This is a genomic window from Streptococcus sp. HMSC36C04 (genome assembly GCF_001839535.1).
Classification (GTDB): domain Bacteria; phylum Bacillota; class Bacilli; order Lactobacillales; family Streptococcaceae; genus Streptococcus; species Streptococcus hominis.
This window is the reverse complement of sequence record NZ_KV841587.1, coordinates 110,182-125,827: the sequence shown is the minus strand read 5'-3', so window position 1 is coordinate 125,827 and position 15,646 is coordinate 110,182. Positions and strand designations below refer to the sequence as shown.

General features: G+C 38.5%; 14 protein-coding genes and 1 pseudogene. All 15 read right to left on the bottom strand.

The features are described 5' to 3' along the window. Nucleotide 1: 1 nt before the first annotated feature. Nucleotides 2–1,174, bottom strand: coding sequence for a beta 1-4 rhamnosyltransferase Cps2T (gene cps2T / locus HMPREF3249_RS03580; RefSeq protein ID WP_059221608.1), 1,173 nt, complete (start codon nt 1,172–1,174; stop codon nt 2–4). Nucleotides 1,175–1,204: 30 nt separating this feature from the next. Further along, a pseudogene (locus HMPREF3249_RS03575) lies at nt 1,205–2,578 on the bottom strand (sugar transferase). A 22-nt stretch (nt 2,579–2,600) separates the two neighbouring features. Next, nucleotides 2,601–3,296, bottom strand: a complete 696-nt coding sequence (locus HMPREF3249_RS03570) for a tyrosine-protein kinase (RefSeq protein WP_003026604.1) — start codon at nt 3,294–3,296, stop codon at nt 2,601–2,603. A gap of 12 nt (nt 3,297–3,308) precedes the next feature. Further along, entirely contained in the window at nt 3,309–4,004 is a 696-nt protein-coding gene (locus HMPREF3249_RS03565; protein ID WP_049533441.1) for a CspC family polysaccharide chain length determinant protein, read from the bottom strand. A gap of 8 nt (nt 4,005–4,012) precedes the next feature. Beyond that, nucleotides 4,013–4,744, bottom strand: coding sequence for a capsular polysaccharide biosynthesis protein Cps4B (gene cps4B / locus HMPREF3249_RS03560; protein WP_003031248.1), 732 nt, complete (start codon nt 4,742–4,744; stop codon nt 4,013–4,015). A gap of 2 nt (nt 4,745–4,746) precedes the next feature. After that, the gene (locus HMPREF3249_RS03555) at nt 4,747–6,198 is read right to left on the bottom strand and encodes an LCP family glycopolymer transferase CpsA (protein WP_059221611.1); all 1,452 of its coding nucleotides are present in this window, start codon (nt 6,196–6,198) and stop codon (nt 4,747–4,749) included. A gap of 184 nt (nt 6,199–6,382) precedes the next feature. Continuing rightward, nucleotides 6,383–6,988: an anaerobic ribonucleoside-triphosphate reductase activating protein gene (gene nrdG, locus HMPREF3249_RS03550; protein ID WP_003038320.1), complete on the bottom strand. Its 606-nt coding sequence runs from the start codon at nt 6,986–6,988 to the stop codon at nt 6,383–6,385. Between the two features lie 4 nt (nt 6,989–6,992). Next, nucleotides 6,993–7,490 (bottom strand): GNAT family N-acetyltransferase, encoded by a 498-nt coding sequence (locus HMPREF3249_RS03545; protein WP_039677808.1) that lies wholly within the window; start codon nt 7,488–7,490, stop codon nt 6,993–6,995. A gap of 59 nt (nt 7,491–7,549) precedes the next feature. Continuing rightward, nucleotides 7,550–7,690, bottom strand: a complete 141-nt coding sequence (locus tag HMPREF3249_RS09390; protein ID WP_003038368.1) for a hypothetical protein — start codon at nt 7,688–7,690, stop codon at nt 7,550–7,552. Nucleotides 7,691–7,698: 8 nt separating this feature from the next. Next, the gene (gene nrdD, locus HMPREF3249_RS03540) at nt 7,699–9,909 is read right to left on the bottom strand and encodes an anaerobic ribonucleoside-triphosphate reductase (RefSeq protein ID WP_059221613.1); all 2,211 of its coding nucleotides are present in this window, start codon (nt 9,907–9,909) and stop codon (nt 7,699–7,701) included. A gap of 106 nt (nt 9,910–10,015) precedes the next feature. Then, a complete protein-coding gene (locus HMPREF3249_RS03535; protein WP_049533435.1) occupies nt 10,016–11,557 on the bottom strand; it encodes a glycosyltransferase family protein in 1,542 nt (513 codons plus the stop codon). Between the two features lie 54 nt (nt 11,558–11,611). Continuing rightward, nucleotides 11,612–11,746: a hypothetical protein gene (locus HMPREF3249_RS09620; protein WP_003031261.1), complete on the bottom strand. Its 135-nt coding sequence runs from the start codon at nt 11,744–11,746 to the stop codon at nt 11,612–11,614. A gap of 63 nt (nt 11,747–11,809) precedes the next feature. Then, a complete protein-coding gene (cls, locus tag HMPREF3249_RS03530) occupies nt 11,810–13,342 on the bottom strand; it encodes a cardiolipin synthase (protein ID WP_049533434.1) in 1,533 nt (510 codons plus the stop codon). 393 nt (nt 13,343–13,735) lie between these two features. Beyond that, the gene (locus HMPREF3249_RS03525) at nt 13,736–14,173 is read right to left on the bottom strand and encodes an SP_0198 family lipoprotein (protein WP_003027763.1); all 438 of its coding nucleotides are present in this window, start codon (nt 14,171–14,173) and stop codon (nt 13,736–13,738) included. A 48-nt stretch (nt 14,174–14,221) separates the two neighbouring features. Next, a complete protein-coding gene (locus HMPREF3249_RS03520; protein WP_049533433.1) occupies nt 14,222–15,463 on the bottom strand; it encodes a bifunctional folylpolyglutamate synthase/dihydrofolate synthase in 1,242 nt (413 codons plus the stop codon). Between the last annotated feature and the right edge of the window lie 183 nt (nt 15,464–15,646).

Here is a 15,646-nt window from a genome sequence, read left to right as displayed (position 1 = left end):
TCTATCCTTTAAATACTTTTTCGTAGTCTGTAACAATCTTTTCCCATGTGAAAGCTGAGAGAATTCTTCGGCTTGACTTGAAATCCAAGTCAGTTATTGCTGCCTGATCAAATCCCTCTACTTCCTCAATGACGCGTGCCAACTCGTCTTTTTTCCAATAAATAGCCCCGTTTTCACCAACCTCACGGTTAAAGCCAACATCTAGCAACAAATTCAGTTTTGTAGATGCTAGAGCTTCCAGTAGAGAAGGATTGGTCCCTCCAACCTCATGCCCATGGAAATAGGCAAAAGCATTTTCACGAATGTACTTGAGCAATTCTTGGTCATAGACAGTCCCAACAAATTTGACTCTCGGATCTTTGTCGAAGCCTGTATCCTTGAGCAACTGATCGTAAAACTTATTTTGTTCCACATTTGTAATGAGAACAAAGTCTTTTTTAGAATTAGACTTCATAAATTCACGAATCATGGTCTCATAGTTGTTTTCGGGAACGAATCGTCCCACAACTAGATAATATCCGTTTTCAGCAACACCCTTTTCCTGATACCAACTACGAACTTTTTCGTCCTCAGGTTTTAAAACAGACTTACTTGTATCTGTCCCGTAGGCGATGTAAGTCGTCTTGGGCCGATACTGTTTATAGTCTTCTCGGATATATTTTTCGATATTTTTACTATCGCAAACCAATAAGTCCGCATGCTTGACCATGAGTTGCTCTGAGTATTTCCAATACTTACGGACGGGGAAACTCCATTTTGATCGGAGCCACTCATGTCCATCAGGATTGACAAATAAACTGCCTCCGATAGCTTTAATTTTTTTCTTGAGCCCAGCGATAAAAGGCCCAATACGACAAGCTAAAATATAGAAAATAGGAGCCTCATCCCTATTTGCTTTAGCGATTTCAATCGCTCTATTTACAGCAGCAATATCATAGGCAATGGCTCTAGCTGGCCCAATATTAGGCACGTCAATATTGAAACAAATTGCCCCGTTATGCTTAAACTGGTCATCTGTGATTCCAGACTTAGCTGAATTTTCACGCATACAGGCTACATAGTACTGTATACTACTATCTTGCTGATATTCTGTTAATTTCTCAACAAAGGTTTCAAAGCCACCATACTTGGCAGGGATTCCTTTTGAGCCTATGATATAAACTGACTTCTTCATCTTTCTCCTATCAAGGAAGCGAAGTCTCACCTACTTCGCTCCATCTTTCATTAATACAACTTTGACAGTCTTTAGTAAAATTTTAATATCTGACCAGATAGTCCAATCATCAATATAGGACACATCTAGCTTTACAACATCATCAAAATTCGTGATTTCACTGCGGCCGCTGACTTGCCAGAGGCCTGTGATGCCTGGTTTGAAACTCAAACGTTTTTTCTGTTCAGGTGTGTATTTTTCATACTCATCCACAGTTGGCGGACGCGTACCAACTAAGCTCATATCACCTTTAAGAACATTCCAAAATTGTGGAAGCTCATCTAGACTGGTTTTCCGAATGAATTTTCCAATAGGTGTAATCCGTGGGTCATCATCCATTTTGAACATCCCACCACTCATGGTATTATGTGCCATCAGCTCTTTTTTGCGTTCCTCGGCATCTACGTACATAGAGCGAAATTTGTAAAATTTAAAAATCCGACCGTTTTTTCCAACACGTTCTTGAACAAAAATTGCTGGTCCACCATCTTTACGAATCATTGGAACTAGGAAAAGTGCTGCAATTCCACATATAAGAAGTCCAAAGAGAGAACCAATGACATCCAAAACTCTTTTAGCAATGATGTGACTATAATTGTAGAAATTTGTTGAAAAAGTGACCACGCTAAAGCCAGCAATTTCTTGAAGCTTCTTCTCACCAATTTGAAAATCCAAGGCGTTAATATTCACATTAACGGTGATTCCCATATTCTCAAACTGAACAACCAAATCTTCAATGGAATAGTAATCGCTCGGCAAGCTAATAAAAACTTCATCTACAACAGAGCGAGTTGCAAATTCAATGAGGCGTTCTTTTGGTATCGTTTGAATTGTCGGATGTTGGTAATGCGAGTTATCAAATACTGAGATAGCTACTATACATTCATTAAATGTGCGCGCTTCGGTTAATTGTTTTAAAATTCTGTCTAGACGATTAGAAACCGTAATGATGAGTACTTTTTTACTGCTTTTTAATCTTGGATGTACTCGTGCATAATATTGCTTGATTGATAGATTAATTCAATAAACACCCAAAGCATTCAACAAGATAAAAAAGATGAGATTGCTACGGGATAATGAAAAGTTGCCTCCCAGCATAAAAGAAGAGAATGTGATAATGACTGCATAAAAAGCACTGTATTTCAGTGTCTCGGTAAATTCAATTAAATAGCCACGTTGAAAAAAATGATAGTTATAATTACTAATATAAAAAGCAACAATATGTAGCAACATTAACATCACAATTTCTTTATTAGTTAGACTAAAGTTTGAAATTAAATTTATGATTGTAATCACAACAAAAACTGCAACTAGTTGAATAAAAGCAATTCCTGTTTTTTGAAACTCATTTCTATTTTCAAACATCCCTACTCCTAAATGCTAATCTCTACTTTTTCTTTCCGTAATTTCCGTAATTGCCATAATTTCCATAGGAGCCATATTTTTCTAACTGTGTATCATATTTATTTAGAATAACTCCCAAAAATGGCGTCCCGGTTTGTTCTAATTGTTCTTTTGCCTTTTGCAATGTTTTCCGTTTTACATTTCCTGACTCGACGACTAAAACGCTAGCATCACATTTTTGAGCAATGATAGCCGCATCAATGACCAGTCCAATCGGTGGTGTATCAACAACGATATAATCATAATGGTTTCTGAGAATATCAATCATGATACCAAAGTTTTTACTTTGCAATAAAGCTGTTGGATTGGGTGAGACTTGTCCAGCTTCAATCACAAATAGATTGTCAATATTTGTTTCGCATAAACCGTTTGACAAATCTGTCGCACCAGCCAGATAATCTGTCAGACCTGTGATTTTATCACGCGTTTTAAAAATCCCTGACATGACAGAGTTACGAATATCTGCGTCAATTAGTAAAGTATTATAGCCTGAACGTGCAAAAGCAATGGCTAGGTTTGTAGAAGTCGTTGACTTCCCTTCTCCGGACTGTACAGAAGTGACAGCAATGACCTTAATATTATCCCCACTAAGCTGAATATTAGTTCTTAAGGCATTGTAGTATTCTTCTGTTTTCTTTATCGTTTTTTCTTTATTTTTAGCTAATTCTAAACTCGGCATTATTTTCCCCTCTTATAGTTTATTCATATTTGGCACAACTCCAAGAAGAGTAATTCCCAGCGCTTCTTCCACATCTTCTGGCTTTTTCACTCGGTCATCTAACACTTCAACGACAAGAATCACAACTGAGATTAAAAACCCTCCTGCAAGAAAACCAATCAAGGTATTGCGTCTAATATTTGGTGAAGAAGGGGAATTTGGTACTTCTGCCTCTTCTAACGTTGTTACATCGGATACTTTGGTAACAGCAATAATTTTTTCAGCTGCAATTTGACGCAAACTATTAGCAATACGCGCAGCTTCTTTGGCATCCCCATCTGAAACAGCAATAGACACAATACGCGTATCCGTTGGGACAGTGACATTGATTTTTTTAGCTAATGCGCTTGGTTGTACATTTAACTTCAAGTCATCAATCACTTTTGCTAACACATCTTGAGATAAAATAATTTCTTTGTAGTCTTTTACCAAGTATGTCCCAGCTTGAAGGTCTTGATTGGTAAGAGTGGAATTTTCATTGGCTTGTCGATTTACAACGTAAATACGAGTTGTACTAGTATAATTCGGTTTTATAATAAAGGTACTATAGCCTAAAGCAACAATAGCCATTACAAAAGCGGTCACAACGATGAGAAATTTTCGTCTCCACAGGGTCTTAACTAATGATAGAACATCAATTTCCACCGTCTGATTATCTTGATTTTTCATTTCTTCTCCTAAATTAATTCGTCTTTTAATAATATTTCTTGATTTTCGCGAAATAGTGCATCAGCATATGCTTTGCCATACTTTTTAGAGATAATTTGGTAGGCTTCCTGCATATAAGGAGGTCGTGGACCTAAATTGTGCATATCACTTGCCACAAAGTGCACTAAATCCTGCTCCATAAAGAATTGTGCCCGCTTCTTCATGAATTTATACTTTTCACCAAATAACTTCGGCTTGAGGACGCTAGAGCTGTTGATTTGCATATAACAACCCATGTTAATCAAATCCTGCACTTTTTTCGTTTCATTCTCCAAGCAATGATAACGCTCAATATGAGCTACAACTGGTGTAATTCCTAAACGGAGCACATTGTTTAAAGCACTGTGGATTTCTCTGTACGGAGTTGTCATACTAAACTCAATCAGAGCATAACTCGTTCCACCCAAAGTTGGAATAATTTTTTTATCCAATTTTTCTAAAATATCGCTAGTATAGTAAATTTCGGCACCATAAAGAATGGTGAGGTCGTCCGCCACTTCTTTAGCGATTTGCTGAACCTCATGAAAATTTGCCGCGATTTTTTCTTCAGGAGTTTCAAACATTCCCTTTCTACGATGAGAAGTTGAAATAATCGTTCGAACTCCTTGGCGATAACTTTCCGTCAAAAGCTCTCGCGTATCCTGACGTGTCTTGGGACCGTCATCTACATCAAACACAATATGCGAATGAATATCAATCAATCTTATTTACCTTCCATCACTTTCTGAATTGCCGCTTTGGCTGCATTCAAGCTATCTTGATTTAATTCCATCATGTAAAGATTCGCATCTGGCATAGCATAAGACGGAAGGTCTGTCCGTCCCTCACCTGTAACAGCTTGAGAAGTCACAGTATAACTACCGCCAGATTCTAGTTGTGTATTAATGAGATTCATCATCGTTTCAAGACTCATATTGGTTTGAACTGAATTTTGTAAACCTGAAATAATCTCATTGTAATTCTTCAAAGCATGTGTTGAAGTCAACTTTTTAATAATTGCCGCAATTACTTTTTCTTGATTTTTACCACGGTCGTTATCTCCGCCGCTCAATGAATATCGTTCTCGCACAAAGCCTAGAGCCTGCTCAGAATTTAGATGAACATCTCCTACACCAAAATGATAATTCCCGTGCAAACTTGTAAATTCTTGGTCATTATAAACGTCAATACCACCTAACAAGTCCACTAATTTGAGGAAAGAAGTGAAATTGAGTCGGATGTAATAGTTGGTTTTAATGCCATAGAGATTTTCCAATGTATGAATGGACGCTTCCACACCATAAATGCCAGCATGCGTCAATTTATCATTTTGACTGTTGCCACCATCAGCAATCGGTACGTAAGCATCACGCGGTGTTGTTGTTAATAACACTTTTTTTGTTTTGCGATTCACTGTCATGATGATATTCACATCCGAACGAGATACAGACGAAACGGGACCATAAGTATCAATACCACTGACATAGATGTTAAAGACATCGTTATTAGTAGCTGGTGACTGAGCGTTTTCAATCTTTTTACTAATCTTGTAAGTATAGATTTTCTTAATTTTTGAAGCGTAATCTGGATGCTCGTTTTCGATAACACTTTCAAAAACACTATTTAGCACCATAGCCTTCGCTTCACCATTCCTCAAAGAGTTATAAGCTGCCAGATAAGACGAAGACTGATCAACCGTTAGATTGACTTTCTTGGTTTGCGCTAAGTTATCTGTCAATGCTTCAATATTTTTTCCGTCATTCGCTGTCGGAGCGAGGATATTTTTGACCTGACTAATATCTTTGATATCGCTATTTTTCGGTACTACCACACTCATTTCATATTCAGAATAGTTGGATGTTGCATTTAGACCATTAGACAAATCCAGCACTTCTTTAATGGCATACATCGCACCTGAACTAACTAAAATAGCCAAAATGAGAATAATAGTCGTTGTGACACGCGCTTTATTTTTAAAAATTAAAAAGCCAGTCACTAGTGCTACGGCTACTAGCAAGATTGATAGTAAAACATTCAAGTATCGAAATGCTAGAATGTTATACCGAAACATTGAAAAAACCAATAATGCTGTTAGCAATGCAAAAACGATTAGCAAAGCAATATTTAAGATTCGATAACCTCTCTTCTTAGAAGAGCGCAATCTTTTTTGGACCATTTTAAACCCCTACGTAGAATTATCCATTTTATTACTCCATTATAACATAAAATAACTGAAAGTTAAACATTCTTTAAGAATTACAAAAACTTTAAATTATAAATGCGTTTTCAATGCAATCTTTCGCCATTACATTTTAAACAACAAAAAAGTAGGAACAATCAATTCCTACCTTGGTTCAAATTTATTCTGTTTTATCTCGATTAACCTGCTCAAAACTTTCTGTGCCATCATTCAATCTATCCCAAATAATCACTTTTCCAGCTTTGAGAGACTTTTGTACATCAATAATACGCTGATTAGAGGAACCTCGAAATTGTAACATGAGATTTCGTTTTGCCTTATCAAAACGACCATCTACCAGAATATCAATGAGACTAAGAAGTTCAAGTTTATCTGGTGTTTCCAGCATCATTTCTTCCCATGTATAGCCCGTCCAAGACCAAATATCTTTGTCAGGCAACTCTCGTCGAATACGCTTGACTAAGGGCAAGAGAATCCCAGTATTCAGAAAAGGCTCTCCTCCTAGCAAGGTCAGTCCTTGAACATAGGGCTCAGCCAAATCTTTCATGATTTGCTCTTCCAGCTCTTGCGTATAAGGAATCCCGGCATTGAACGACCAGGTCGCTACATTGTAGCAGCCCTCACAATGAAACATGCAGCCGCTGACATAGAGGGAATTACGCACCCCTTCACCATCCACAAAATTAAAGGCTTTATAGTCAATAATACGCCCCTTGCTTAACTCTTCACTTTTCCACTCACCTGGCTTCGGTGTATTCCATGTCATTTTTCTACTCCAAATCTATCCAATAGCGCTCTTTCCCGGCTCGTACATCTTCCAATATTCCGCCATTTTTTAAAATTACTGCTCGACTAGCTGGATTATCTACCGCACAAGTCACCAGCACTTGGTGAATATTCTTTGAAGCAGCAACAAGAAGTCCTTCTTTCAGCATCGAAGTGGCATAGCCTCTCCCTTGCATAGATGGACGAACACTATAGCCTATATGACCGCCGTGTTCGAGTAAATATTCATTTAGGCGCAGGCGCAAATTTAAAAAACCAACTGCTTGTCCTTCATCAAACCCGACAAGTTGTATAGCTGGCACCCAGGTATCAGGAATATTGAGACCCATTTCTGCATCTCGGTTCCCAGCAATCCAATCTTCATAATCAAAATCCTCCTCGTTCCAAAAACCACCATCATGTGCGGCATTCAAACTTTCAAATTCCATTATGAGAGCCATGACTGCGTCCTTATCTTCCAATCTTGGTCGTCTTAATTTCATATTTCACACCTTGATAGAAAGAGAGTGAGACTAGCTTCATGCAGACCTCACTCTTTCCCTTATTTTTTCTTTGCTTTTTGCAAAAATTGTTCTCGCAAACTTGTAACACGAGCTTTCTTGTTGACTCCACCTTTCGAGTGTTTTTCATGATAGCGTGTGACTTGTGCTTTCCCTTTATCGTCTAATTGATATTTTCCCATGAAAGTTCCTATTTTTCTATATGATGTCCTTCGAACTTGATTGTTGAACCATTCATGTGTTTAACACGAGCCGAAATCTCCTTGTGACGTCCATTTACCATCGGACGAGCTTGAGGATTTCCAAGATAACCACAAGTTCGCTTCACAACATCAACTGTCTTAGGATCGCTATTGCCGCAGTTTGGACAAGTAAATCCACGTTCGGTTGGCGTGAAGTCCCCTTCAAAATCGCACTTGTAACAATGGTCAATCGGAGTATTGGTTCCAAGATAGCCCACACGATCATAAGCATAGTCCCAGACTGATTCGAGTGCTTTCGGATTTTGTTGTAGAACAGGATATTCACAGTAGTGAATAAAGCCTCCTGAAGCCCCAGCTGCTGGATAATCTTTTTCAAAATCTAATTTTTCAAATGGTGTCGGATTTTTACGGACATCATAGTGGAAACTGTTCGTATAGTATTCCTTATCTGTAATATCTTTTACAAGACCAAATTTTTCTGTATCCAGACGACAAAAGCGGTCTGTCAGACTTTCAGACGGTGTAGAATAAACAGAGAAGTGGTAGTCATATTGGTCAGACCATTCTTCTACACGGCGTTTCATTTCATGAACGATATCGACTGTAAATTTCTTGGCTTCTGGATTGTGCTCCCATTCACCACCATAAAAGACTGTAGCCACTTCATACAGACCAATATAGCCGAGAGAAACTGTGGCTCTACGATGCTTAAAGAGTTGATCCACCTTATCATATTTACCTAGACGTTTTCCAAAAGCACCATATTGATAAAGAATAGGAGCATTAGCTGGAGTCGCTTCTTTGGTGCGTTCAACACGGTAGACGAGCGCATCTTCAGCAATATTCATCCGCTCATTAAAAATTTCCCAGAATTTCTCCATGTTGCCTTCAGATTCAAGGGCAATTCGTGGAAGATTGACCGTCACAACACCAAGATTCATCCGACCAGAATTGACTTCTTGACCGTTTTCATCTTTCCAGCCTTGTAAGAAAGAACGGCAGCCCATTGGAACTTTAAAAGAACCTGTTAATTCCACAATTTTGTCGTAAGACAAGACATCTGGGTACATCCGTTTCGTAGCGCATTCCAAAGCCAGCTGTTTAATGTCGTAGTTTGGACTACCAGGTTCTAAATTCAATCCACGCTTCAACGTGAAAATCAATTTAGGGAAGATAGCTGTACGGTGCTCAGAGCCAAGACCTTTGATGCGGATTTGAAGAATAGCTTTTTGAATTTCACGCTCAAAACGATTGGTTCCAAGTCCAAAACCAAGTGAAGTAAACGGCGTTTGTCCATTTGATGTAAACAAGGTATTGATTTCATACTCCAAAGATTGCATGGCATCATAAATGTCTTTTTTAGTCTTTGTCCAGGCAAACTCTTCTTGCTTTTCAGGAAGCACCCATTCACGCGCATCCTTCAAATGTTTTTCATAATTTTTTTCAGCGTAAGGCGCCAAAACTTCATCAATTCGATCAGCAGAGCAGCCACCATATTGGCTAGAAGCTACGTTTGCAATGATTTGAGAAATTTGCGCAGTCGCAGTTTGAATTGACTTCGGACTTTCTACCTCTGCATTTCCAATCTTGAAACCATTTCCCAACATGCCTTTGAAATCAATCAAACAGCAATTTGTCATTGGCGTATATGGACTGTAGTCCAAATCGTGATAGTGAATGTCTCCTTTTTGGTGCGCATTTGCCACATGTGGCGGTAACATTTGCAAACCGATTGATTTTCCAACAATCCCCGCTGTCAAATCTCGTTGAGTATTGAAAACGTCGCTATCTTTGTTTGCATTTTCATTGACAACTGCTTGATCTTTGTTGAGCAATTTGCCAATTGTGAAGTTGATATCTGTTGCTTTTGAGCGCGCAAAATCACGTTGAGTGCGGTAAGTAATATAGCTTTCTGCAATGGCATATTCATTGGCATTCAGTAATTCATGCTCAACGATATTCTGAATTTCATAAATTTTAACGCCCGCAGGAAAACGTGCAATTACTTCTGCTACGATTTTATTGGTAATGCCTTCAAGTTTTGCTTCTAACAACGGAGTCATCGTCGTTACTTCTTGACTGGCTTTAACAAGCGCTTTGTAAATCTTATCTGCGTCAAAAGCCACACGACGACCGTCACGTTTTTCTACATAAATATCAGCAAATCCTTGTACTGTGTCTTCTTTTAATGCAATCATGAGCTCCTCCATTCGTATAAGACATATTATATCACTCCAACAAAAAAAATCAATATCTTGTGGTGAAAAACTTTATTTTTTGTTTCAAACACAAGATATTGATTTGTTATTTCAACTTATAGAGCTTGAAATGATTGAGTTTTAGGTCTGTCTGCTGATAATTTTCTTTTAATTGTTTTTTGATATCTTGCAGAAGAGACACTTGATTGTTGACTAAAATATAAGTTGGTGTCGTTTCTTTCAATCTATTCACTAGGGACATTTGATTTTCATCTGTTCCTTGATATAAGCTAGGCGTTAAAATCGGTACAGCAGATAGGCGCCCACTCGCTTGGTAAAGAGCTGCTGTTGTGTCCCAAGCATAGATTTTATCAGTAGTCTTTGATTTACTCTTGATATAATTTGCCGCAGAAATACGCTCACTTGTTTCGCCTGTCGATAAAACATACTGATTGACAAACGGAAAACCAATTAAATAAATCATGGCTAGAAGCGGTAAAAAAGCATTCTTTGTAATATAAGTTCCGAAAACAGACGAAGATTTTTGAACTCTACTGTGCCTTCCACCTCTATTGAACGACTGTTTCCCAAGCCACATACTGACTAGAACCATAAAAAATGGCAAAATCGGCAACAGTTGATAAGCTCCCCAATCTGGCAAAAAGAAAACAAATCCAACAAGAAAGAGAGAAGCTAAAAAACTAAAGAGTTGTAGAAATCGTTCTAAAGAATTCGTTGGCAATGAAAAACTTCTCACCCAAGTCACAACTACGCCAAGCCCAATAATGAGTCCGCCATAAAGCAAACCATTATACAACAAGTGCTGCCCTGAAAAATGCAGACTTTCCAACGGATAAAGAATCTGACTAATGGCGAGACCAAAACTACCATTTAAAACTGTATAATATCCCAAAGGATAAAACACAAGCGAAAAGCCTACAAGTGTAGCTAAAAATTGATAAAGACCACGTGCTTTTTTCTTTGCCCCAATATTATAGACTAACAAAGCAATGAAAGCCACCAGATAAAACACAAGACTTGTCATTGGGTCCGTCATAAACATCAGCGCACCAAGAGCACCAAAACCAATAAAGCCTCTGTCACTAGCTTCTCCTGCCACGTAGCGCATCAGAAAGTATAGCGCACCAAATACAAAAGGAAAAGCAAAAATACTAGAGTATAAGCCGCCCCAGCCTAAAGCGAGCGTCAAACAATAGAATAAAGAAAGGATTTTGATAGAAGTGTTTTTTACAGCCGTTAATTGATATACGATTTTAAACAGATAAATTCCTGCAACAAACAAAGCCAAGCATTGCATTACCGCAAAGAAAATATTGCCAATGAAGAGACCCCCCGCCCAATTAGCTAGATAATAAAGCAGGCCACTCGTTCCATAGATATTTCCATAAATAACCTGCCCTTGCGCCATTGCCCAACCTGCATATAAATTTTGAGATTGCAGGTTTGTGGCAAGATTAGTTAGCAATGGATTAGCGACACTCAAAACGCTCAATAATAAGCTCCACAAAAATAAAACGACAAAAGGAGTCGACGTTAGCTCTATAAAAACCGATTTTTTCTCGTTCTCTTCGTGAAGCGTCTCTGCTACTGTCTCTTTCATCTCTTGTTCAGGCGTTGTATCATACATAAAGATTCTCCTTGATATCAGTCTTATCTAGTATATCAAAATCTTCCCTATCTGTCAGCTTGATTCTGACAAGTTCTGCATCTTTTGCAAAAGTAAAGCATAGTATTCCAATTCTCGAAAACGATGATAACTTACAGCCACATACTCTTTCAAAAATTCCTTTTCTTCACGTGATAAACCTATGACCATTCTGCCTCCTTTTACTAGATTATTCGTAAAAAAGAAAAAATTCCTCTCATTGCAAGAAGAATTTTATAGCATCGGTGCAAATAATTCGACAATTTCTTTAATCAAGCGTTGATACCAGGTATTTTTAATGGTATCTTCATGTATTTCTTGTGAGGTTTCAAACAACTCCTCAAAATCTCGCTTCAAGTCAAACATAGAAGGCGTTTTATACATCAAAACAGCATTTTCATAGTGATGAACTAAGCTGCGGTAATCAAAATTGATTGTTCCGACAACACCAAAGTCATCATCAGCCACTACATGCTTACTGTGAATAAAGCCCGGTGTATATTCGTAAATCCGAACCCCAGCCGCCATTAAATCTGGATAAGCTCCTCGCGTAATGAGCTGAATGATTTTTTTATCTGGAATATAAGGTGTCACAATTCGGACATCTACCCCCCGCATAGCAGCATTTTTGATGTCTTCCGTCAAATCATAATCAATGATTAAATACGGCGTGGCAATATACACATAATCTGTCGCCTGGCTGATTATATTTTGATAGACATTTTTACCCACTTGAGCTTTGTACATGGGCTTCGGTCCACTCCCGTACGGAATATAGAGCCCTGGCGCATCTACAGCTTTGTTATCCAAATGATAGCGATCGAAATCACTGATTTTCCCACGGTTGATATACCAGTTCATCAGAAACAGCCGTGTCAAGGCTTTCACAGCGCGCCCATTCAGACGAATCCCGCCGTCTTTCCAGTGACCAAATCGCTCGATGTGATTGATGTATTCATCTGCCAGATTGATGCCACCAGTATAGCCAATCTGCCCGTCAACGACGAGGATTTTCCGATGATCTCGATTATTATAAGCCACCGTCATCCGCGGAATCACTTTGTTAAACTTATGAGCGTCAATCCCCATAGCCTGCAATCGGCTGGTATAATCTCCCGAAAGAGTTGCCATACAGCCAATGTCATCATAGAGCATTTTCACTTCCACACCTTGGGCTGCCTTTTCACGCAGAATATCCAAAATACTATTCCACATGAGACCTTCTTCTACAATGTAATATTCCAAAAAAATAAATTTTTCTGCATTGCGTAAATCTTCCAGCATTTTCTGGAACATCGCTTCTCCCAAAGGGAAAAATTGCGATTCCGTGCCGTCGTAAACATCCGCATTATGATCCATGCTGAGAAGCGACTTGATAATCCCGTAAGCTGATTTATCTGTCTTTTTCAAGTCTAACCGCAACTCATAGCTATTGTCCTCACGAAATTTCATCTGATCCATATTTTTTAACTGTTTCAGCTCACTTCTGGACAATCGGCGCTCACCAAACATCAAATAAAGCAAGGGGCCAATGACTGGAACAAACGCTACCAAGAGCCAAGTTACTTTGCTTTCTGGTGTCATTGAGCGATTGACAATCGCTAAAATCGTTGCCAAGCTGAATAAAATCACAAAGACAATCCATAAAGTAGGTGTCCAGCGACCAAGCCAAAAGAAAAACCAAAAAATGAGTGCAAGTTCTAGTACCATGATAATAATACTAAAACCATATTTTGACATCAATAGCTGAAATTTCCTAAGATTCATTTTCTCCCCCTGCTTTTACTTAGTACTAGTATAACGGGGATTTCCTAATAAATCAAGCCAGAATCACTCATTCTTCTATATTCAAAGTATTTTTTCATTAGAGCAAAAAAGAGTAAAAGCAAAGTTGTGATTCGTAACCATCAACTTTCTCTCCTACTCCCTATTTCTACATTTTAACTAGAATACTGATTGTTGTCCACTACCAATTTAGAAAGCAGTTAAAGGCAACAGATAAAGTTCATGAAGCAAGCCCCTTTGTGAATAATTCGCTAAAACAAATGCAACTTCTCCTATCGACTTGTATGAATCAATAAACTTAAATCAAACGCGTCCTAGTTTTCACAAGATCATATCAAATTTTGATCAAGAAATTTTGCACCAACATTAGACAGGTTATTGCTTCGTTAAAACGACTGTATCATTTTCTCCATTTTCTTGCTCAATATCCTCAATCGTTAACCGATCGCCATCAATCATATAACGATCAATGTCATCACCAATCGTCATTCTCTGATTTGTCGAATCAATGCTTACTTGTTTTACTTTCTCTTTACCGTTTGGCTCTTTTTCTGTCCACGTACCACTATTTCCTTTGATAACCAAAGTAATCTCATCTTCTTCGTCCATACCTTTATAAGTACCGTCTAATTTTTCTGACGAATTTTCCGCAATAGTTGACGAAGCACTACTCTCACTTGAGACTGTAGTTGATTGGCTGCTTGAGACAGATTGAGAAGACGGTGAAGTTTGGTTAGACTTGGCGCATGATGCCAAAATGATAAGTCCTATCAGAAAAAATGCGATGTAGCTGAATTTCTTTAATTGTACCATTTTTATCCTCCTTTGCTTACATTTCTATTATACTATCCACCATTCTAATCAGTCAATTTCTTTCTCCAAAAGAAAAGCACGAACTTCCGCAATGAAATAAAGAGAACCTGTCACAAAAAGAAGCTGATTATCAGTAGAATTTTTAATGAATTGTTCAATAAACTCCCGATAAGAGGAAACGTAGGTTTCGGTTGTAAGATTCTGCTTATCTATTGCACCGTCATCCTCAAAAGTCGTTACGAACAACTGCACATGAGGCAATTCCTGCTGAAGATAAGACAGCATCCCCTGATAATTTTTGCGTTTCAAAGCACCGAATAAGAGAAAAATTTCTTTTTGTTCTTGCTGGTGAATAAACTCCACCAAACGGGACAAAGCTGGTAAATTGTGAGCCCCGTCCAGATAAATTCCTCGCTCAAAATATTCCAGCCGCCCTGCCCAATGTGTCTCTTGCAGAGCTTTTCGTACTAGCTCTATTTGCACTTGCCAGCTGTGTTGCCCCATAAACAAAAGAAAACTTTGCAAAGCAACAGCGGCATTTTCTTCCTGATAAGTACCTGCTAGGCTCAACTTTAGATGAGGAATATTCACATCTGGGCTGAAAAATCGTCCCTTTGAAAACGAAAAATCTCTGCCATATTCGTACAAAACAACATCTAGCTTTTTCGCACGCAGTTCACAGATCCTTCTCGCTTCTTCAGCCAGTGGTCCGATGACAGCCACTTTTTTCTCCTTAAAAATCCCTGCTTTCTGCTCCGCAATGGCGGCTATGGAGTCTCCTAAGGTTTCTTGATGATCCAAACCCACAGACGTTACCACTGCAATATCTCCTGTCACCACATTTGTCGTGTCTAAAAGCCCACCAATACCCACTTCAATTAAAGCCACATCTACTTGCTCTTCGTTGAAATACAATAAAGCCATAAGCGTTAAAATTTCAAAATAAGAAAGTAGGTTATGCATCGGTCGAAGCTGTTTTTCCATTTCCTGAACTTGGCGTCCCAGCCGAGTGAAATCTTCATCAGAAATGGGTTCATGGTTGATACAAATCCGGTCATGAACACTTGCCATGTGAGGCGACGTAAAGGTCCCTACTTTCTTTTCATGCTGCACGAATAGCTGACTCATAAACGCAATCGTTGAGCCTTTCCCGTTCGTTCCTGTCACATGAATAATGGGATAATTTTCTTCAGGATGATTCAAAAGACTTACCGCCTGACTCATTCGGTCTAAACCAGAGCGAAAGTTTAGTCCAATGCGACTTTCCAACCACATTTCAATTTCATTCATATTCTTCTCCCAGCAAAAAGAGGGTGAAACAGAACCAGACTTTGGTTCATGTCACACCCCACAACTCACTTGAATAGTTAGCACTCTTGCTCCACATAGGAATTAAACCAACCATTCATTCGTATACCATAAAATAACGATTCACACAGCCTTTTAATCTCTTCATCGTCTGTAATATGAAAA